Source organism: Nonomuraea sp. NPDC005730, from assembly GCF_040630865.1.
In the GTDB taxonomy this organism is placed as follows: domain Bacteria; phylum Actinomycetota; class Actinomycetes; order Streptosporangiales; family Streptosporangiaceae; genus Nonomuraea.
The window spans coordinates 75700-95656 of the sequence record NZ_JBEXYK010000015.1; the positions used below are offsets into that span (position 1 = coordinate 75700).

The window sequence follows — 19957 nt, forward strand, 5'->3', positions numbered from 1 at the left end:
CCATGACGTCCGGAGGGAACGGCGTGATCGGGCTGGTCGTCAACCCGGTCGCCGGGCTGGGCGGGTCCGTGGGGCTCAAGGGCAGCGACGGCGCCGACGTGCAGCGCGCGGCCCTGGCCAAGGGCGCCGAGCCCAAGGCCGGGCGGCGGGCCGCGCAGGCCGTCGCCACGCTGCTCGCCCGCCGTCCCGGGGCCCGGCTGGTGACCGTGGCGGGGGCGATGGGCGAGGACAGCGCCCGCGCCGCCGCGGTCCCGTACGAGCTGGTGCCCTCCGGCGTCCAGGACGCGACCACCGCCGCGGACACGCGGGCGGCCGTCGCCGCTCTCGCGGAGGTGGACCTGCTGCTGTTCGCCGGCGGCGACGGCACGGCGCGCGACGTGCTCGACGCCGTGCGGGAGCTGGGCGGCCAGGCGCCGCCCGTGCTGGGGATCCCGGCCGGGGTCAAGGTGTACTCGGGGTGCTTCGCGCTCAGCCCCGCCACCGCCGGGTTCGTGGCCGCCGACTTCCTGGCCCGGCCGGAGAGCGTCGAGGCCGAGGTGGTGGACCTGGACGAGGAGCGCTACCGCCGCGGGCTCGTCAGCCCCCGGCTCTACGGTAGCCTGCGCGTCCCGGCAGGCCGCGCGGCCCTGTCGGGACGCAAGGCGGGCTCCTCGGACGCGGCTCCGGCCACGGTCGAGGGCATCGCCCGGGAGGTCGCGGCCCGGCTGCGGCCGGGGGCGCGCTACGTGCTCGGTCCCGGCGCCACCACGGCGGCCGTGGGCAGGGAGCTCGGGCTCGCCACCACGCTGCTCGGCGTGGACGTGGTCGAGGCCCGCGCGGGCGGTGGCGCCGACCTGGTGGCCGCCGACGTGACCGAGGGGGAGTTGTTCGAGCTGGTACGCGGCCGGGAGGCGGTCATCGTGCTGTCGGTGATCGGCGGTCAGGGCTTCGTGCTCGGCCGCGGCAACCAGCAGGTCTCGCCCCGGGTGCTCGACGAGGTGCTCGGTGACGGGTCCGGCGACCGGCTGGTCGTACTGGCCACGCAGCAGAAGCTGGCCGGGCTCGGGGGACGGCCGCTGCTGGCCGACAGCGGGGACCAGGAACTGGACCGGAAGCTGGCCGGGCACGTACGGGTGATCACCGGATACCGCGAAAGCACGATTTATCGCATTTGTGCGGCAAGTGAGGAGTTCTACGGATGAACAGGCTCGATGGCAAGGTCGCGATCGTCACCGGCGGTGCCTCCGGCATCGGCCGGGCGACGGCGTTGCTCTTCGCCGAGGCGGGCGCCCAGGTCGTCGTCGCCGACATCGACGGCGCCGGGGCCGAGGAGACGGCCAAGGAGATCACGCGGGCGGGGGCGGCCGCGGTCGCCGTCCAGGGGGACGTGTCCGCGGAGGAGGACTGCCGGCGCATCACCCGCACGGCCGTGGACACCTACGGCGGCCTGCACGTCCTGTTCAACAACGCGGGCATCATCCGCCGCACCACCGCGCTCGACCTCGAAGCCGACGAGTGGGACCGCGTGATGGCGGTCAACGTGCGCTCGGTGTTCCTGATGTGCAAGCACGCCATCCCGCTCATGACCGAGGGCGGCTCGATCGTCAACACGGGCTCCGGCTGGGGCCTCAAGGGCGGTGGGAACGCGATCTCCTACTGCGCCTCCAAGGCGGCCGTCGTCAACATGACCAGGGCGCTGGCGATCGACCACGCCAAGGCCGGGATCCGGGTGAACTCCGTCAACCCCGGCGACACGAACACCCCGATGCTGCGGGACGAGGCCCGTCAGCTCAACGAGGACTGGGCCGCCTTCGAGGCCGACGCCGCCGACCGGCCGATGGGCCGCTCGGGCAGCCCCGAGGAGATCGCCCAGGCCGTCCTCTTCCTGGCGAGCGACGCCGCCAGTTACATCACCGGTTCCGCTCTCGTCGTCGACGGCGGCGGGCTCGCGTAGCCCACAACAGCACCACCCCCCCGAAGGAGCCCATCATGAAGCGTGCGCTGGCCGTACTGGGTCTGCTCGCCATCGCCACCACCGCCTGCAGCGGCGGTGGCGGGAACGTTCCAGGCGTGAGCGGGAACGCCGCCGCAGGGCAGGTCACCATCCGCTGGTCCACGTGGGGATCGGCGGAGGACGTCAAGCTCTTCGAGTCCTTCACCAAGGACTTCGAGCAGCGTCACCCCAACATCAAGCTCAAGCTGGAGTCCGTCGCCAAGTACGAGGACTACCACCCCAAACTGCTCGCCCAGCTCACCAGCGGCACGGCTCCCGACGTGTTCTTCGTGGGTGACGACAACATCGGCAAGTTCGTCTCCGCCGGTGTCCTCTCGCCGCTCAACGACCAGCTCGCGGGCCCGGACTCCAAGAGCAAGCCCGAGGACTTCTTCGAGGGCGTGTACGGCGGCGCCAAGAAGGACGGCAAGATCTACGGCGTCCCGAACGACACCAACCCCGAGGTCCTCTGGTACGACAAGAAGGCACTGAAGGCCGCCGGCATCACCGAGGACCCGGCCGCCCTCAACCAGGCCAAGCAGTGGACCATGGCCAAGTACCTGGACATGAACGCCAAGCTCAAGGCCGCGGGCATGGGCGGGTCCATCTTCTGGAACTGGTACGGCTCGACGTACTCGGTCGTCAGCGGCTTCGGCGGCAAGGTGTGGGACGGCGGCAAGTTCGTCGCCACCACCGATCCCAAGTCCCGCAAGGCGCTGGAGACCCTGGCCAAGGGCTACCAGGACAAGACGTTCCTGAGCGCGGACCTGCTGCCCGCCAGCAACACCGCGGGCACCCAGTTCATGAAGCACAAGGTCGGCTTCTACGCCGGCGGCCGGTGGGTGATCGACACCATCAAGAAGGGCGGCGACCTGGAGTCCTACGACATCGTCCCGTTCCCGTCCGAGACCGGCGAGCCGATGCCCGGCGCCGTGGCGGCCTCCTACCTGTCGCTCAACAAGGGCACCAAGCAGCCCAAGGAGGCCTTCACCTTCCTGACGGAGTTCGTCAGCAAGGAGGGCCAGCTCATGCGGCTCAAGGACGGTGGCGCGGTGCCCTCGATCAAGGGCGCCGAGCAGGTCGTGCTGGCCGGCAACTACCCCGCGCACGCCCAGACGTTCCTCGACGTGCGTGACACCGGCTTCGCGAACTACGCCGAAGAGGTCTCGGTGCCCGGCCTGACCGCCTCGATCAACGATCACCTGATGAAGGTCTGGCAGGGCAAGCTCGGCTTCGAGCAGGGCATGACCGAGCTGCAGACCCTCGTCGACGGCAAGCTGGGCTAGCGGATGGCCGTGCTCGCCGGGCCGCGCGGCAAGACCGCCGCGCGGCCCGCCAAGAAGCTGCGCGACCGCGACGGCTGGTGGGCCGCGATCTTCCTCGCGCCGCAGGTCGGCGCGCTGGTGGTGTTCCTGGTGATCCCGCTCGGGTTCGCCGTGGTGCTGGCCTTCATGAACTGGGACGGGCTCGGCGAGAAGTCGTGGGCCGGGCTGTCCAACTTCGCCGGCCAGCTCACCGACCCGCTGTTCGGCCGCGCGGTGTGGAACACGATCAAGCTGGCGCTGCTGACCGTGCCGTTCGGGCTCGTCCTCGCGGTGCTGATCGCGGTGGCCCTGAACAGCATCAAGGGCAGCAACATCTACCGGGTCGTGTACTTCATGCCGGTCGTCACCAGCTCGGTGGCCGTCGCCCTGATGTGGCAGGTCATCCTGGCCGGCGACGAGAACGGCGTGCTGAACACCTCGCTCCGGCGCTGGTTCGGCGTCGGCGGCCCCGACTGGCTGCTCGACCCCGGCTGGGTCATCGTGGCGATCGCCGTGGTGACGATCTGGTCCTCGCTCGGCCTCAACGTGGTGATCTTCCTGGCCGGGCTGCAGACCATCCCGCCGCAGGTCGTCGAGGCCGCCCGGATCGACGGCGCGAGCCCCTTCCGGATCTTCCGGTCGGTCACGCTGCCGCTGCTGTCGCCCACGATCTTCTTCTCGACCGTGGTCGCGGTGATCAGCTCGTTCCAGGCGTTCGACCAGATCTACGTGCTGGTGGACCCGAAGGACAACGAGGGCGCGCGCACGATCGTTTACCACATCTTCGATCTCGGCTTCAAGAAGTTCGAGTTCGGGCCGAGCAGCGCCGCCGCCCTGATCCTGCTGGTGCTGACGCTGCTCGTGACGCTGGTCCAGTTCGCCGCGCAGAAGCGCTTCGTCCACTACGACTCGTGAGGCGGTACGCATGAGATCACGGCAGATCGGACTGCACGCCGCGCTCACGGTCGGCGGGCTGCTGATGCTGTTCCCGTTCGTGTGGATGTTGCTCACCTCCGCCAAGGGCGTGCGGCAGATGATCAACGATCCGACGGCCTGGCTGCCCGACCCCTGGACCTGGCAGAACTATCCGGACGCGCTGTCGACCATGCCGTTCGGGCTGGCGTACTGGAACAGCTTCTACATCGCCGCCCTCAACGTGGTGCTCACCCTGCTCACCTCGGCCATGGCCGCCTACGCCTTCGCCCGGATCAGGTTCAGGGGCTCGGGCGTGCTGTTCGTGCTGTTCCTGGCCACGCAGATGGTGCCGTCACAGGTGACGATCGTGCCGCTCTACCTGATGCTGGCCAAGTTCGGCTGGATCGACTCGCACCTGTCGCTGATCGTCCCGACGCTGGCCAACCCGTTCGCGGTGTTCCTGCTGCGCCAGTTCATCAGGGCGGTGCCGATCGAGCTGGAGGAGGCGGCCAGGATCGACGGCGCGGGCCGGTGGCGGTGCTTCTGGAGCATCGTCCTGCCCAACATCCGGCCCGGTCTCGGCGCGCTCGGCATCATCGTGTTCCTGGCGTCCTGGAACTCGTTCCTGTTCCCGCTGATCTTCCTGAACACGCCGGAGCTGGCCACCGTCCCGCTGCTGCTCAGCCAGTTCGCCCAGCAGCACGGCGCGACCGACTACGGGCAGATCCTGGCGGCCTCGGCGATCGCCGTGGTGCCGACGCTGATCGCGTTCCTGATCGGGCAGCGGAAGATCATCAACTCGATGGCCGCCTCCGGCCTGGGAGGAAAGTAAGTGCTGGACCTGCGCGAACGTCCCTTCACCGAGCGCGGCTCGCGGCTGCTCGTCATGGCGGCCGACGACGGCTCGCTGCGCGTCGCCGAGGCGCTCTACGAGACCCGGCTCGACGACACGATCGTCCGCGCCGGTCTGCGGTTCTACGCCGGTTCCCGGGAACTGCGCGTGCGCCGGGCCCTGCCCCACCGGGTGGAGTTCGACGGGGACGTGACCCTGGCCTTCGCCGACCCCGACACCCTCGTCGCGGTCGGCGAGGGCGCCAGGGCCGTCTGGGACGGCGGCGAGGCCGCCATCGACGGCTGCGTCACCCTCGCCGGCGAGCGGACCGTCACCGACGGCGCGAAGGTGCTGGCCCAGGCCGCCGAACGCTGGGCCGCCTGGTTCGCCCGGATGCCCGCCGTCCCCGCCGAGCTGCGCGAACGCGCCGAGCAGGCCTGGTGGACGCTGGCCGTCAACCTGGTGCGCATCCAGGGCAGGGAATCCCTCATCCCCTCCAAGTACGGCTACGTCGGCCTGTGGAACTGGGACTCCTACTTCCACGCCATCGCCCTGCGGCACGCCGACCCGGCCCTGGCCAGGGAGCAGATCCGCATCCTGCTGGACAACCAGCGTCCCGACGGCCTGATCCCCGACGTGGTGCACGACCACGGCGTGCTCGCCGAGACCACCGACCTGCCCCGCTCCGACCTGGCACGGCTGGCCCAGCACGTCGGCGGCGAGCCGATCCCGCACGTCGTGCCCGTCACCAAGCCGCCGCTGACCGCCTGGGCGGTGTGGAAGATCCACGAGGTGGACCCGGACCCGGGCTTCCTGGCCGAGGTCTACGAGCCGCTGGTCAGGTCGCAGCAGTGGTGGTTCGCCCACTCCGACCCGGACGGCGACGGCCTGGCCGAGTACCTGCACCCGTACTCGTCGGGCCTGGACGACAGCCCCATCTGGGACGGCGGCCCGCGCGCCGAGCCCCCGGACCTCAACTCCTACCTCGCCCTCCAGTACGACCGCCTGGGCGACATCGCCGCCGCGCTCGGCAAGGACGCCGGCGAGTGGCGGTCCAGAGCCCAGGCGCTCGTGGACCGCATGGTCGAACGCCGCTGGAACGGCCGCCGCTTCGTCACCAAGGTCGCCGGCGCGGCCGACGCCGACGTGCGGACACCGCTCGACCTCATGCCGCTGTTCACTGGCCGCCTCCCGGGCGAGATCGCCGACCGGCTGGTCCAGGACCTCACCTCGCCCGCCTTCTGGGCCGAGCGGCCGGTCCCCACGGTGGCCTTCGACGACCCGCGCTTCGACCCCGACGCCATGTGGCGCGGCCCGGTCTGGCTGAACGTCAACTACCTGCTCATCGACGGCCTGCGCCGCTCGGGCCACCCGGACGTCGCCGCCGAGCTCGCCGCCCGCACCCTGGCCATGGTGCGCGACGGCGGCGGCCTCTACGAGTACTGGAACCCCCTCACGGGACGGCGGGCGGGCCGCGCCACGACCGGCTTCGGCTGGTCCTCGGCCCTGTTCGTCGACCTCGCCCACGCCGCCCTATGAGGACTTGACGAGCGCGAACGCCCCCCGCGTCAGCACCAGCAGTTCCTGGGCCACCGGGCCCTCCTGGAAGGGGGCGTCCGGGTTCACGGCCGTGGTGGACACCACGTACGTCCGGCCGGCGGCCGTACGGGCGAGGAAACTCATGGCCAGCAGGCCCGGCTCCGAGCCGCCCTTGTACCACACCACGGGCCACTGCGCCTTGTCCAGCCGCAGCCCCGCGTCGGTGATCGACAACACCTCGCCGACGCGGGCGTCCTTCAGCCGGGCCAGCCCGCCGTAGGCGCGGCAGACCTGGGCGGGCGTGGCGAACCACTCCAGCCGGTCCAGCTCGCGCGGCTCGGCCCACGGCCGCACCTTCGACAGCGGCACCTTGTCCACGACCCCGGCGAGGTAGGCGCGGCGCGCGGACGTGCCGAGCGACAGGTACCGCTCGGCGTGCCGGGGGTAGTCGGCGCCCTTGAGCACGAACAGCTCCCGGGTCGTCAGGAACGGCACGTTGCGCCGGTCGCCGCCCCACGAGCGCACGACCCGCTCGACCGCCTTGCGTCCGGCCTTGTGGATCAGCAGGTCGGCGGCGGTGTTGTCGCTGATGGAGATCATCAGCCGGGCCGCCTCCAGCACCGTCACCTTGCTGTTGTCCGGGCGGTCCTGGAGCTCGCCGCTCGGCAGGCTCTTCAGCTCGGGCCTGATCGTGAGCTCGGTGTCCCAGCCGAACGCGCCGCTCCTGATGCGCTCGGCCACCGCGCCCAGCACGTACAGCTTGAACATCGAGCCGAGCGGGAAGGTCTTCTCGCCGGACACCGCGTGGACCGGGCGGCAGCGGCCGTCGCCGGTCAGCTCGGCGGCCAGGAAGCCGGCCCGCGGCGCCGCCTGGCGCAGCCGCTGGTCCAGCTCCGACCAGCTCGCCGGGGCGATGCCCGTGAACTGGATGTAGTCGACCTTCCCGGTGCCGTCCACCCCGAGCGCAAGGGTGAACGCCTTGCCGGCCGCCGTGACGGTCGCCGACAACGACCGTTCCTGGGCCTGGTCCAGCCGGTCCAGCCGCATGTCCTCGAACCCGGCCAGCGCCTGGTTGAGCTGCGCCGGCGGGATGTGTTCGAGGAAGCCCGGCGCGAAGTGCCCGGCCAGCTCGGCGTCGCCGACGGGCAGCCGGGTGACCGCCTCCAGCAGCCAGCGGAGCTGCCGGCCGACGGGGGTGTCGGGGATCTCGACCGCGGCGCTCGCCGTCGGCGTGGCGGTGGCGGACCTGGTGATGGTGGCCAGGGCGGGCACGGGCTGCGTCGCGCAGGCCGTGACCGCCACGGCCATGACGGCGGTGGCCAGCGCGGGGAACCTGTAGTGAGACATGTGCCCAGCCAACAGCCGCGGGCGGGCCCGCGCCCACCATATGGGCCGCCGTTCTCGCAGGTGGGGCTGTCCGTACCGAATGTGCGGTTAACCTCATAGACGCCCTTTCGGTTTCCCCTGACGATGGTGGTCCATGAGTTCCAGGCTGCTCGCCGGGTCGCTGGCGACCATCGGCGCCGGGGGCGCCCTCGCGGGCGCGCTGCTGGGGTCCGGGCTGCCCGCGCCGCCGCAGGAGTGGGCCTTCGGCGTCCTCGGCCTGGCGCTGCCCGGTCTGGGCTGGCTGCTCACCGTCCGCCGCCCCGACCTGCGGTACGGCTGGCTGTTCCTGACCGCGGCCGCCTGCCTCGGGCTCGGCGCGCTGGGCACCGGCGTGGCCGTCAGGTTCCACCACAGCGGGCCGATCGTCGTCTGGCTGTCCGCGCTCTATGCCACGTTCTACGGCCTGACCTGGATCTTCGTCCCGCTGCTCTTCCCCGACGGCCGCCTGCCGTCCCGGCGCTGGCGCCCCGTGGCCTGGATCGGCGGGGTCGCGATCGCCATGCACACGGTGGGAAACGGGCTGTTCGGCGTCAACCCGGCCCGGCCCGGCGAGTTGCCGGCCGAGCTGACGACCGGGTCGATCTGGGCGGCCCTGGCCGGCGCGCTGGGCCAGCTTCTCGTCTTCCTGACGGCCGTCGTCGTCCTCGCCGGGCTCGTGGTCCGCTGGCGGCGCAGCGTGCCCGCCGAGCGCGGACAGTACGCCTGGATGGTCGCCGGCACCGCCGTCCAGATCTTCGCGGGCGTGCTGCTCCTGTTCCTGCTGGACGCGCGGTTGTGGGGCGCCGCGGTGGTGGGCCTGCTCGCGGTGATGGCGGCGCTGCCGGTCGCCGTCCTGGTGGGGATCGTGCGGCACCGGCTGCTCGACATCCGGCTCGGCCTGCGGGGCTCCCGCCTGCACCTGATCTTCGACCTGCGGCCCACCGTGGACGAGGTGCTGTCCGGCCTCGGCACCGCGCTGGCGGCCACGCCCGAGCCGGTCGAGCAGCTCGGCCGGCTCGCCGCCGCCGTCCGCGACGGGCTGGAGGCCAGGTGGGCGGCCGTGGCGCTGGCCGACGGGACCCGGGTGGCGGCGGGCGAGGAGGAGGGCGGGACGGCGCTGACCGTGCCGGTGCGCGGCGGCCTCGGACGCATCGAGCTCGGCCCGCGCCGAACCGGCCGGTACGACCGGGAGGACCGGCGCTTCCTGGAGGCACTGGCCGTGCCCGCCGGGCTGGCGATCCAGAGCGCCGGGCTGGTCGCCCGCCTGGTCAACGCGCAGGAGGCCGAGCGGCGGCGGATCGAGCGCAACATCCACGACGGCGTGCAGCAGCAGCTCGTCGCGCTCATCGCCGGGCTGGAGCTGGCCCGCGTCACCGGCGCCGGTCCCGACTCGCTGGCCCGGCTGCGCGAGCAGGCCCGCCAGACGCTCACCGACCTGCGCGAGCTGGCCGCCGGCATCCACCCGTCGGCCCTCAGCCAGGGCGGCCTGGTGGAGGCCGTCGAGGAACGCTGCTCCGGGCTGCCCGTGCCCACGACCGTCACCGCCGACCCCGGGCTGCGGGCCCGCCGCTTCGCCGACGAGATCGAGGGCGCGATGTACTTCACCGTCAGCGAGGCCGTCGCCAACGCGCTCAAGCACGCCGCCGCCGCCAGGATCGAGGTACGCCTGACCCTGGCACCGGGCCGCGTCCGGGCCACCGTCGCCGACGACGGCAGGGGCTTCGACCCGGCCACCGCCGCCCGCCGGGGCCTGGCCACGCTCGCCGACCGCCTGGACGCGCTGGGCGGCGGCATGGAACTCGACAGCGAACCCGGAAAGGGGACAAGGATGCACGCCTGGGTGCCGGCCGATGCCTGAGCCCGTCCGCACGGTCGTCGCCGACGACCACTACCTGGTGCGCGAGGGCACCCGGCAGCTCCTCGAACTGTCGGGCGAGGTGACCGTCGTCGGCGCGGTCGGCGACGCCGACGAGCTGCTGGACGCCGTACGCAGGCTGGAACCGCAGGTCGTCGTCACCGACATCCGCATGCCCGGCGGCGACTGGCGGCCGGGCTTCGAGGGCATCGACGCCGCCCACCGCATCAGGGCCGGTCACCCGGGCACCGGCGTGGTGGTGCTGTCGCAGTTCTCCGACGCCCTGTTCGCCTTCGAGCTGTTCAAGCACGGGACGGCCGGGTTCGCCTACCTGCTGAAGGACCGCGTGGGCGACCTCGACGAGCTGCTCGGCGCGATCCGGGCGGTCGCCGGGGGCGGCTCGGTCATCGACCCCAAGGTGGTCGAGGGCCTGCTGGCCAGGCGCGAGGTGCGCGGGCAGGGGGAGTCGCTGACCCCGAGGGAGCGGGACGTGCTGCGCGAGATGGCCCACGGCCGCTCCAACGCCGGCATCGGCCGGGCCCTGCACCTGTCGATCTCGTCGGTGGAGAAGAACGTGAACGCCATCTTCACCAAGCTGGGGCTGGAGAACAGCGGCGACGTGCACAGGAGGGTGGCGGCCGTGCTGGCCTACCTGGGCCCGTCCGACCGCTGACTGCGCCTACCCGGGCCGGGCGAGCTCAGCCGAAGACGGCCGGGGGCGGGACCGGGGCGAGCACGGCGTCGCCGTCCTTGATGGGGTAGGCGCCGCCGATGAAGTTCTTCAGCGTCTCCCCGTGCACGCAGCGCGCCTGGGTGAGGCCGCCGGCCGCGCGGCGGGACAGCAGGTCGAGCGGCAGCTCCGTACGCGAGGCCGCGACGATCAGGTTGCCGAACCGGCGCCCCCGCATGATCCCCGGCTCGGCCAGCAGCGCCACGTGCCGGAACGCGTCGCACACCGTGGCCAGCAGCCGCTTGGCGAACGCCAGGCCCTTGCCGTCGGCCATGTTGATCAGCAGCGTGCCGTCGGGGCGCAGCACGCGGGCCAGGTCGCCCATGTACTCCGCGGTGGCCAGCTCCACCGGCATCGTGGCGCCGGTGAACGCGTCGAGCACGACCAGGTCGGCCGAGTCGTCCCACACCTTGGCCGTGCCCTCGCGGCCGCCGGCCACGATGACCTTCAGCCGGGGGACCGAGCGCAGGTCGAGCTGCTCGCGGACCAGGTTGACCAGCAGGCCGTCGGGCTCGATCACGATGTGCCGGGAGCCGGGGCGGGTGGTCGCGACGTAACGCGGGATCGTGCACGCGCCGCCTCCGACGTGGACGCAGCTCAGCGGCCCCGCCGGCAGGAGGTCGATGACGTCGGCCATGAGCCGGACGTACTCGAAATCCAGAAATGTCGGGTCTTGTAGATCGACGTACGACTGAGGTACGCCATCCTTGGACAGCACCCAGCCGTCCTGCCTGTCCAGGTCCCGGAGAAGCTCGACCTCGCCGAACGTCACCGGATAAAGGCCAGGCATCGGTTCCCGCTGTCCACGTGCCACGCTGATCCCTCCCTGGGAGAACCGTATGCGACGCAAGAGGTTGATTGTGCTCGTCATCGCGGTTGTCGCGGTATCAGGGGCGGGCGCCTTCGCCGTTCTGGCCGCCGGGCACGTCAAGGGCAGCGCCGCCAAGACCGCCGCCGCGTACTTCGACGCCTGGCGGAAGGGGGACGTGGCGGGCATGGCCCTGCTGGTCGACCGGCCGCCGGCCGACTTCTTCGACCGGCACCGCGAACTGTCGGAGAACCTGCACGTCGAGTCGATCCGGCTCACCCCGGGGCCGGTGCGCGGCACGGGGGAGGAGTCGGCCGAGGTGCGCTTCGCGGGCGTGCGGGAGCTGACGGGCCTCGGGCCGTGGCCGTTCGACAGCACGCTGCGGCTGGGCGTGCGCGATCGGGCCTGGCGGGTGTTGTGGACGCCCGAGACGCTGCACCCGCTGCTCAAGGACGGCGGCACGCTGGAGGTGGAGGAGGTCGAGGCCCCGGCGGCCGAACTGGTGACCAGCGAGGGCGCCAAGATCCCCAACGACAGCTACGCCGACGCCTATCTCGACCCGCTCAAGCCCGAGTTCGCCAAGGCCAACCACGGGCTGGAGCTGGTGTCGAGGGCGCCGGGACGGCCCGACAAGGCGCTGCTGACCCGCCTGCCGAAGGCGAACGTCGAGCGCACCACCCTGTCGCAGCCGGTCCAGGCCGCCGCCGCGCGGGCCCTGGACGGCGTGGCGAACTCCTCGATCGTGGTGCTCAGGCCGAGCACGGGCGAGATCCTTGCCCTGGCCGACCGGCTGGAGGACAACTTCAGCGCGGTGCGCGACGCCTTCCCGCCCGGCTCCACGTTCAAGACGATCGTCTCCGCCGCGCTGCTGGAGAAGGGGGTCACCACGGGCGACGAGATGGGGTGCCCGGCCTCGTACGCGCCGGACTTCTCGGCGGCGATCAGCAACGACGGCGACGTGGACCGGGGGACCGTGACCTTCGCCGACGCCTACGCCTACTCCTGCAACACCACGTTCGTCGAGCAGGCCACCAGCCGGCTGTCCATGGAGGACCTGCGCCGGACCGCCGCCCGATGGGGGTTCGACCGGCCGATGGCGACCGGCGTGGGCGGCCGGTGCGGCACGATGCAGCAGACCGACGACACGGACATGTTCTCCCTGGACGTCATCGGCCAGGGCACGGTGGTGGCCACCCCGCTGTGCATGGCCACCGTGGCCGCCGCCGTGCAGAGCGGCACGTGGCGCTCGCCCCGCCTGCTGTCGGAGGACGACGTGCGCCGCGTGGACGGCGAGCCGTTCCCCGACGTCAAGCTGGACGAGGGGGTGGTCGGGGCGCTGCGGGAGATGATGGCCGCCGTCGTGGACCACGGGACGGCGAGCCAGGCCGGCCTGCCGGAGGGCGTGGCGGGCAAGACGGGCACCGCCGAGGTGCAGGACCAGACGTCGCACGGCTGGTTCATCGGCTACCGGGACGACCTGGCGTTCTGCGTGTTCGTCAGGAACGGCGGCTCGGGCCGCTCGGCGGCGGTGCCGATCGCCGTGCGCTTCCTGAACGGCCTGTGACGGCCGGACCCGCTCGGTGGGCTTGTGACCATTGGCACTTCAGCTCAATCCGTAACCTACGGTACCGTAGGTTACATGACGACCATCACCGTGAAGCCGAGGCTGCGTGGCTGGTTGCACACCGGGGCGTTGCCGGTGACGCTGGTGGCCGGGTTCGTGCTCGTGGCGCTCGGCCCGACCCTGCAGGCCCGGCTGGCGGCCGGCGTCTACGCGATCACCTCGGGGCTGCTGTTCGGCATCTCGGCGACCTACCACCGGGGCACGCTGGGACCGCGCCTGGCCGAGGTGCTGCGCAGGTTCGACCACGCCAACATCTACCTGATCATCGCGGGCACGTACACGCCGTTCGGGCTGCTGGCCCTCGACGGCGCGGCCAGGGTCGCCGTGCTCTCGGTCGTGTGGGGCGGCGCGCTGGCCGGGGTGCTGTTCCGGGTGTGCTGGATGAACGCGCCGCGCTGGCTCTACACCGTCCTGTACCTGGCGCTGGGCTGGACGGCGATCTTCGTGATGCCGCAGTTGCTCGAAGGGGCCGGGGTGGCCGCCGTCGTGCTGGTGGCCGTGGGCGGGGTCTTCTACTCGGCCGGCGCGATCGTCTACGGGCTGCGCCGTCCCGATCCGTCGCCGCGCTGGTTCGGCTTCCACGAGGTCTTCCACGCCTTCACGATCGCCGCGTACCTGGTGCAGTACATCGCGGTGTCGATCGTGGTCTATTCCCACATGTAGGTCGACATTTGACCCAAAGCTGGTCTCTTTTCGCACGAATCACGGAAAGCAGACCAGTATGCAGGAACTTTCGCGTTCGTGGTGGCTGCTGCTCATTCGTGGCATTGCCGCGATCATCTTCGGTGTGCTGGCGTTGATCTGGCCGGGGATCACTCTGCTGGTGCTGGTGATCTTCTTCGGTGCGTACGCCATCGTCTCCGGCGTCTTCGAGCTCTTCGCCGCCTTCCGGCACGGCGCCCGGTCACGGGCCTGGCTGATCTTCTCCGGCATCGTCGGCATCGTGGCCGGCATCATGGCCTTCGCCTGGCCCGGGATCACCTCGCTCGCGCTGCTCTACCTCATCGCCTTCTGGGCCATCATCTCCGGCATCTCCGAGATCGTGGCGGGCGTACGGCTGCGCAAGTCCATCGACAACGAGTGGATGTTCATCATCGCCGGCATCCTTTCGGTGATCTTCGGTGTCCTGCTCCTCATCTGGCCCGGCGCCGGAATGCTGAGCCTCGTCTGGCTGATCGGCATTTTCGCGATCCTGTATGGAATCGCGATGATTGTGCTGTCACTTCGTTTGAAGAAGTTCACTCGCGGGGCAGGAATACCGTAAATTTTACGGATACGACCGGGTTCCCTCTATGGAACCTCCGGCCTGTCTCACGACATTGGAGAAGGCATGGACGTACACACCCGCCTTGCCCGTCACCTGCTCGTCGATGGCTACCGTCTCGTCCTCGATCTCGAACTCAGCCGTGGCTCCTGGTTGGTGGACGCCCGCAACGGCCGCCGCTACCTGGACTTCTACACCTTCTTCGCGTCCGCCCCGCTCGGTGTGAACCCGCCCTTCGACCCCGACTTCGCCGCGCTGCTCGGCCGGGTCGCCCGGAACAAGCCCGCCAACCCCGACATCTACACCGAGCACCTGGCCGACTTCGTCGACACGTTCGTCCGCGTGCTCGGCGACCCGGAGCTGCCCCACCTGTTCTTCGTCGAGGGCGGCGCCCTGGCCGTGGAGAACGCGCTCAAGACCGCCTTCGACTGGAAGAGCCGGCGCAACGAGGCCGCCGGCCGCCCCCGCGACCTGGGCACCAAGGTCATGCACCTGACCCGCGCCTTCCACGGCCGCAGCGGCTACACGCTGAGCCTGACCAACACCGAGCCGGGCAAGACCGACCGCTTCCCCAAGTTCGACTGGCCGCGCATCGACGTGCCGGCCGTCCACCTCGGCGACGTCGAGGCCGCCGAGGAACGCGCGCTGGCCCAGGCCAGGGCGGCCTTCGAGCGGCACCCGCACGACATCGCCTGCTTCATCGCCGAGCCGATCCAGGGCGAGGGCGGCGACAACCACATGCGGGGCGAGTTCCTGCGCGCCATGCAGGCCCTGTGCCACGAGCACGACGCCCTGTTCGTCCTGGACGAGGTCCAGACCGGCGGCGGCACCACCGGCACGCCCTGGGCCTACCAGCAGCTCGGCCTGGCCCCCGACGTGGTGGCCTTCGCCAAGAAGGTGCAGGTCGGCGGGATCATGGCCGGCCGCAGGGTCGACCTGGTGGCCGACAACGTCTTCCAGCTCAGCGGCCGGATCAACTCCACGTGGGGCGGCGGCCTGGTGGACATGGTCCGCAGCCGCGGCCTCCTGGAGATCATCGAGCGCGACGGCCTGATCGGCCGGGCCGGCACGCTCGGCGGCGTCCTGCTCGAACGGCTCACCAAGCTGGAGGCCGAGCACCCCGACACGGTCTCGGGCGTGCGCGGCAGGGGCCTGATGTGCGCCTTCGACCTGCCCGACCAGGCCGCCAGGGACGGCTACGTGACCCGGCTCAGGGAGGAGCACGGCGTGCTGGCGCTGCCCTGCGGGCCCCGGTCCGTCCGCCTGCGCCCGGCGCTGAACATCCCCGAGGCCGACCTCGAACACGGCCTGGGCGCGCTGTCGGCCGCGCTCTGAGCGCCGCTCACTCGGTCGAGGCGATGCTGGTGGCGCTGCGGCGCGGCCCGCCGTAGCGCCAGAAGAAGTTCAGCAGCACGCTCACCCGGTTGCGCCCGCCCAGCAGGTACGCCACGTGGATGAAGATCCAGGCCAGCCAGGCGGGCAGGCCGCGCATGGTCAGCCCGTTGCGCAGCTGGAGCACCGCCTCGGCCTTGCCGACCGTGGCCATGATCCCCGGGTCGCGGTAGGAGAAGCGGCTGAGCGGCCGCCCGTGCGCCGCGGCCAGGATCTGCCTGCCCACGTGCTTGCCCATCTGGATGGCCGGCTGGGCGAGCTGCGGCAGCGCGTCCGGCTGCCCGGCCAGGTCGCCGGCCACGAAGATCTCGGGATGGCCGGGGACGTTGAGCGCGTCGGTGAGCGTGATCCGGCCGCCCTTGCCCTGCGGCAGCCCCCAGTCGGTCACGTCCTTGGGCGCGGTGACGCCGAGGGCCCAGACGGTCACGTCGCTCGGCAGGCGCGTCCCGTCCTCCAGGATGACGGCGTCCGGCTGCACGCCCGCCACCGTGGCTCCCAGGCGCATCCGGACGCCTCTCCTGCGCAGCGCCGCGGCCGCCGCGTCCCGCAGTCGCGGCTTGTACGGCGCCAGCACGTAGTCGAACCGCTCGACCAGGGTGACGCTCGTCTGGTCGGGCCGGATCTCGGGATGCGTCAGCGGCATCGTACGGCGGCGCAGCTCGGCCAGCGTGCCCGCGGTCTCCACGCCGGTCGCGCCGCCGCCCACCACCACGACGTGGGCGCTCTCGCGCCGGCCCGCCGCGGTGTCCTCCAGGCAGTGCTGGAGCCGCCGCCGCAGGTCGGCCGCGTCGCGCAGCGAGTAGATCGGCAGCGCGTTCTCCTCGGCGCCGGTCACGTGGATCCAGTTGGTGGTGACGCCGGTGGCGATCACCAGGTAGTCGTAGTCGAGGGTGGAGCCGTCCTCGAACTCCACCCGCCGGTCGGACGGGTGCACCTTGCTCAGCGCGGCCCGGTGGGCGCGGACGTTCGGCCACTTCGCGGCGAACGTACGGATCGGGTAGGAGACGTCGGACGTGCCCATCCCCGCCGTGGCCACCTGGTAGAGCAGCGGCTGGAAGGTCGAGTAGGGGTTCCGGTCCACGAGCGTGACCAGGGCGCCGCCCTTGGCCAGTTCCCGCGTCGCGGCCAGGCCGGCGAAGCCCGCTCCCACGACGACGACGCGCGCTCTCCGCACCATGACCACGTTCCTTCCCGGATTCCGTTCCATGGTCCATATGGCACCCAGAGCATCGGTTAAACCATTTCTGCCATAGACACCACCGGGAAGTGGGGAGATCCGGGGTAGGGCACCGGTATGTCTGAGCAAGTGACCACGATGGAACGCCTGGGCCGCCGGATAGCCGAACGTCGCGAATCGCTGAACCTGAGCCGGCAGGACCTGGCCGAGAGGTCCGGCGTGGCGGTCGGCTACGTCGCCTATCTGGAGGACCAGTCCGGCATCTCGGTGCGCGAGGCCCTGGCCCGCCTGGCCGAGGCGCTGGAGACCACCGTGGAGGGCCTGCTCGGGGAGGTGGCCGAGCCCGCCGACGCGGGGCCGGCCTCGGCGCACCCCACATTGGTGCCGCTGGCGGAGGAGGAGTGCCTGCGCCTGCTGCGGCCCGGGGGAGTGGGCCGGATCGCCTTCGAGGGCCGCTACGGCCTGACCGTGCTGCCGGTGAACTTCCGGATGTCGGAGGGGTCGATCGTGTTCCGCACGGCGGCGGGCGGCAGCACCGACGAGGACCTGAGCACGGGTGTGGAGGACGTCGAGTACGAGGTCGCGTTCGAGGTCGATCGCATCGAGGAGCTGACGCGGGGCGGCTGGAGCGTGCTCGTCCACGGCTCGCTGCACCACGTCACGACCGAGGACGAGCGGGCCGAGGCGGAGAGCACGGGCGTCGAGCCGTGGGCCGGCGAACGGCGCCGGCACTACCTGGAGATCAGGCCCACCCGCCTGACCGGCCGCCGGATCACGACCGGCTGAACCTCCGCCGGGTCAGGAGCCGTCCTTCCTGAGCGACAACCACAGTCCGATGGCCGTGACCCGGGAGTCGACGCCGAGCTTGGCGTAGATCCGGTTGACGTGGTTCTTCACGGTCTTCTCGCTGAGGAACAGGCACTGGGCGATCTGGCCGTTGGACTGGCCCGATGCGATCAGATCCATGACCTCGGCCTCGCGTTTGCTCAAGGACGTGATCACACTGTCGAACGCTGCGTCGTCGACTCTCATCCGGCCTCCGGGGGCGCGCAGACGGTCTGATCGCCGATGGCCCCCGTGCTTCCGGCGTTAGCGGTAGACAGCGAGCATAACTCGCATTGTCCTGATTTGGGGGCGTTGTCGGGAGAAAACGACAACAGCCGGTCCCGAGGGACCGGCTGTGCGCTTGGGGTGAGTGAAGGGACTTGAACCCTCGACATCCAGGACCACAACCTGGCGCTCTGCCAACTGAGCTACACCCACCATGGCCGCCCGCTCTGTGACGGCACAGGAAAAGTGTAGCGGGGTTCGGGAGTCTTTACGCCATCCAATTAGCCGCTGACCCGCTCGGCGAGTTGCCGGGCGGTCGCCGAGTCGGGGCCGGGCTGTGCCACGAAGATCGCCGCGCGGTAGTAGCGCAGCTCCCTGATGCTCTCCTTGATGTCGGCGAGCGCGCGGTGGCCGCCCTGCTTCTCGGGGGCCGCGAAGTAGACCCGCGGGTACCAGCGGCGGACCAGCTCCTTGATCGACGACACGTCGACCATGCGGTAGTGGAGCCAGGCGTCGACCCCGGGCATGTCCCTGGCGATGAACGTGCGGTCGGTGCCGATCGAGTTGCCGCACAGCGGCGCCTTCTTCGGCTCCGGCACGTGCCGCCGGATGTAGTCGAGCACGAGCGACTCCGCCTCGGCCAGCGTGACGCCGCCCGGCAGCTCGGGCAGCAGGCCCGAGGCGGTGTGCATCTCGCGCACCACCTGCGACATCTGCTCCAGCGACTCCGGCGGCGGCTTGATGACCACGTCGACGCCTTCGTCGAGCTGATTGAGCTCGCTGTCGGTGATGACACAGGCCACCTCGACCAGCGCGTCGCGCCCCAGGTCGAGCCCGGTCATCTCGCAGTCGATCCAGACCAGCACGTCACTCATTCGATCTCCTCGCCCAGCGGCTCGGAGCAATCCGCCCGCTTGTTACCCCACCAGCCTAGTGCCCCCGCTTACGCGGGCTTGAGCGAGCCGAGAACCTTGGCGACCACGTCGGTGCCCAGATTGTCGGGCACGGAGATGTACAACAAGGTCGGACGCTGTCCCGGCCCGCGGTCCATGAGCACGATCGCGGCGTTCTCCTTCTTCCACTTGTAGCCGTTCTTCTCCGCGACGGCGGTGAAGTCGAGCTGGAACTGCATCACCCACGCCTGCCGGTCGCCGATCTTCGTGGCCTTGTTCTCGATCAGCTTGGTGGTGTGCTGCGGCTCGTAGAACTGGGTGCTGAACTGCATGAACAGCGCCTTGGCCGTCTCCTCCAGCCCCGAGGCGCCGGCGTAGGGGATGAGCGCGGCCAGCGGGCCGGCGTAGGCGTTGCCGATCCAGTCCTTGTCGCCCTCGTAGTTCTCCTGCGAGCTGGCCTGCACGCCGCTCGTCCACATCTGCTGGGACGGGTCCGCGCCGTTGACGTCGCCGTACGCGGGCACCTTCCAGCCGTCGGGCGCCTGGTAGGACAGGCCGCTCCGCGGGTCGGTGATGCGGCCGTCCTGCGGCTGCGGCAGCTCGCCGCCCTGCGGGGGCAGCTCGGTCGGCGGCCCGGCGGAGGGCGGCTCGGCCGTCGGGAACGGCTGCGGCTCCTCGGTGGAGGGCGAGGCCACCGGGGTGCTGCTGCCCCGGTTGAGGAAGAAGATCCCGGCGACCACGATCAGCGCGACCACGACCAGCGCGGCCAGGCCGCCGAACACCCACGGCAGCGGGTTGCCCTGCTTGGGCGGCGGCGCCTGGCCGGGGCCGGGCAGCGGACCGCCGGCCCACTGCGCGGGCTGCTGCCCGGGCTGCGGCCCGTAGGCGGGCTGCTGCCGGGTGGGCGGCCCGTAGGCGGGCAGGCCCTGGGTGGGCTGCCCGCCGTAGGGGGGTTGACCCTGCGCGGGCTGCTGGTCGGCGGGCTGTCCGTAGGGCGGCTGGCCGAAGGAGGGCCGGCCGTACTGGAGCGTGGGGTTCGCCGGGGTGGCCGACCAGTCGGGGGACGACTGGGGCTGCGGCCCCGGGCCCGGCTGCGGCCCGGAGGACGGCTGCTGCGGCTGAGGCTGCCGCTCCTGCGCGTGGGTGGCGTCCGTCCATTGGTTGCCGTCCCACCAGCGGAGCTGCGGCTCTCCGTACGGGTCGGGGTACCAGCCCGCGGGGGTCTGCGTGGTCATGC

19 protein-coding genes and 1 tRNA gene are annotated in these 19957 nt (G+C 71.3%); 13 read left to right on the forward strand and 7 right to left on the reverse strand.

The features are described 5' to 3' along the window. Positions 1 to 2: 2 nt before the first annotated feature. From ABZ444_RS20050 to ABZ444_RS20075, 6 genes are read left to right on the forward strand one after another with little or no spacing between them, the layout of a single operon-like run. On the forward strand, positions 3 to 1181 hold the full coding sequence (locus tag ABZ444_RS20050) for an NAD(+)/NADH kinase (protein ID WP_357998764.1): 1179 nt from the start codon (positions 3 to 5) through the stop codon (positions 1179 to 1181). Next, complete coding sequence (locus ABZ444_RS20055) at positions 1178 to 1933, forward strand: SDR family NAD(P)-dependent oxidoreductase (RefSeq protein ID WP_357978457.1); 756 nt, start codon at positions 1178 to 1180, stop codon at positions 1931 to 1933. The genes ABZ444_RS20050 and ABZ444_RS20055 overlap by 4 nt, the downstream gene beginning before the upstream one ends. 35 nt (positions 1934 to 1968) lie before the next feature. Beyond that, positions 1969 to 3258 (forward strand): sugar ABC transporter substrate-binding protein, encoded by a 1290-nt coding sequence (locus ABZ444_RS20060; protein WP_357998767.1) that lies wholly within the window; start codon positions 1969 to 1971, stop codon positions 3256 to 3258. A 3-nt stretch (positions 3259 to 3261) separates the two neighbouring features. Then, positions 3262 to 4191, forward strand: coding sequence for a sugar ABC transporter permease (locus tag ABZ444_RS20065; RefSeq protein WP_357998770.1), 930 nt, complete (start codon positions 3262 to 3264; stop codon positions 4189 to 4191). A 10-nt stretch (positions 4192 to 4201) separates the two neighbouring features. Beyond that, complete coding sequence (locus ABZ444_RS20070; RefSeq protein WP_357998773.1) at positions 4202 to 5023, forward strand: carbohydrate ABC transporter permease; 822 nt, start codon at positions 4202 to 4204, stop codon at positions 5021 to 5023. After that, a complete protein-coding gene (locus ABZ444_RS20075; RefSeq protein WP_357998776.1) occupies positions 5024 to 6562 on the forward strand; it encodes a glycogen debranching protein in 1539 nt (512 codons plus the stop codon). It abuts the gene before it with no gap. On the opposite strand, the gene ABZ444_RS20080 is transcribed toward ABZ444_RS20075, so the two are convergent. Next, positions 6557 to 7909, reverse strand: coding sequence for a serine hydrolase (locus ABZ444_RS20080; protein ID WP_357998779.1), 1353 nt, complete (start codon positions 7907 to 7909; stop codon positions 6557 to 6559). The genes ABZ444_RS20075 and ABZ444_RS20080 overlap by 6 nt on opposite strands. Before the next feature lie 133 nt (positions 7910 to 8042). On the opposite strand from ABZ444_RS20080, the gene ABZ444_RS20085 reads away from it, so the two are divergent. Both ABZ444_RS20085 and ABZ444_RS20090 read left to right on the forward strand, forming a co-directional pair. Continuing rightward, entirely contained in the window at positions 8043 to 9785 is a 1743-nt protein-coding gene (locus ABZ444_RS20085) for an ATP-binding protein (RefSeq protein ID WP_357998782.1), read from the forward strand. Next, positions 9778 to 10455: a response regulator transcription factor gene (locus ABZ444_RS20090; RefSeq protein WP_357998785.1), complete on the forward strand. Its 678-nt coding sequence runs from the start codon at positions 9778 to 9780 to the stop codon at positions 10453 to 10455. Before ABZ444_RS20085 ends, ABZ444_RS20090 begins: the two co-directional genes overlap by 8 nt. A 25-nt stretch (positions 10456 to 10480) precedes the next feature. Here the strand turns inward: ABZ444_RS20090 and ABZ444_RS20095 are convergent, their stop codons facing one another. Then, the gene (locus ABZ444_RS20095; RefSeq protein WP_357998788.1) at positions 10481 to 11284 is read right to left on the reverse strand and encodes a fused MFS/spermidine synthase; all 804 of its coding nucleotides are present in this window, start codon (positions 11282 to 11284) and stop codon (positions 10481 to 10483) included. A 67-nt stretch (positions 11285 to 11351) separates the two neighbouring features. On the opposite strand from ABZ444_RS20095, the gene ABZ444_RS20100 reads away from it, so the two are divergent. The 4 genes from ABZ444_RS20100 (at position 11352) to lat (ending at position 15543) form a co-directional block, all read left to right on the forward strand. Continuing rightward, the gene (locus ABZ444_RS20100) at positions 11352 to 12884 is read left to right on the forward strand and encodes a penicillin-binding transpeptidase domain-containing protein (protein WP_357998792.1); all 1533 of its coding nucleotides are present in this window, start codon (positions 11352 to 11354) and stop codon (positions 12882 to 12884) included. Positions 12885 to 12959: 75 nt separating this feature from the next. Next, positions 12960 to 13607, forward strand: coding sequence for a hemolysin III family protein (locus tag ABZ444_RS20105; protein ID WP_357978428.1), 648 nt, complete (start codon positions 12960 to 12962; stop codon positions 13605 to 13607). Positions 13608 to 13665: 58 nt separating this feature from the next. Further along, complete coding sequence (locus ABZ444_RS20110; RefSeq protein ID WP_357998795.1) at positions 13666 to 14208, forward strand: HdeD family acid-resistance protein; 543 nt, start codon at positions 13666 to 13668, stop codon at positions 14206 to 14208. 66 nt (positions 14209 to 14274) lie between these two features. Beyond that, entirely contained in the window at positions 14275 to 15543 is a 1269-nt protein-coding gene (lat, locus tag ABZ444_RS20115; RefSeq protein WP_357998798.1) for an L-lysine 6-transaminase, read from the forward strand. Positions 15544 to 15550: 7 nt separating this feature from the next. Here the strand turns inward: lat and ABZ444_RS20120 are convergent, their stop codons facing one another. Next, positions 15551 to 16777, reverse strand: coding sequence for an FAD-dependent oxidoreductase (locus ABZ444_RS20120; protein WP_357998801.1), 1227 nt, complete (start codon positions 16775 to 16777; stop codon positions 15551 to 15553). 117 nt (positions 16778 to 16894) lie between these two features. Between ABZ444_RS20120 and ABZ444_RS20125 the strand changes: the two genes are divergently transcribed. Next, positions 16895 to 17563: a pyridoxamine 5'-phosphate oxidase family protein gene (locus ABZ444_RS20125; RefSeq protein WP_357998804.1), complete on the forward strand. Its 669-nt coding sequence runs from the start codon at positions 16895 to 16897 to the stop codon at positions 17561 to 17563. Positions 17564 to 17575: 12 nt separating this feature from the next. Here ABZ444_RS20125 and ABZ444_RS20130 read toward each other — a convergent pair whose 3' ends face one another. The 4 genes from ABZ444_RS20130 to ABZ444_RS20145 form a co-directional block, all read right to left on the reverse strand. Further along, complete coding sequence (locus ABZ444_RS20130; protein ID WP_357998806.1) at positions 17576 to 17767, reverse strand: LuxR C-terminal-related transcriptional regulator; 192 nt, start codon at positions 17765 to 17767, stop codon at positions 17576 to 17578. A gap of 197 nt (positions 17768 to 17964) precedes the next feature. Beyond that, positions 17965 to 18040: transfer RNA gene (locus ABZ444_RS20135), tRNA-His, on the reverse strand. A gap of 68 nt (positions 18041 to 18108) precedes the next feature. Then, positions 18109 to 18702 carry an oligoribonuclease gene (gene orn / locus ABZ444_RS20140; protein WP_357978410.1) on the reverse strand — a complete coding sequence of 198 codons (594 nt, stop codon included), beginning with the start codon at positions 18700 to 18702 and terminating at the stop codon, positions 18109 to 18111. Positions 18703 to 18770: 68 nt separating this feature from the next. Then, positions 18771 to 19955: a DUF2510 domain-containing protein gene (locus ABZ444_RS20145; RefSeq protein ID WP_357998809.1), complete on the reverse strand. Its 1185-nt coding sequence runs from the start codon at positions 19953 to 19955 to the stop codon at positions 18771 to 18773. Between the last annotated feature and the right edge of the window lie 2 nt (positions 19956 to 19957).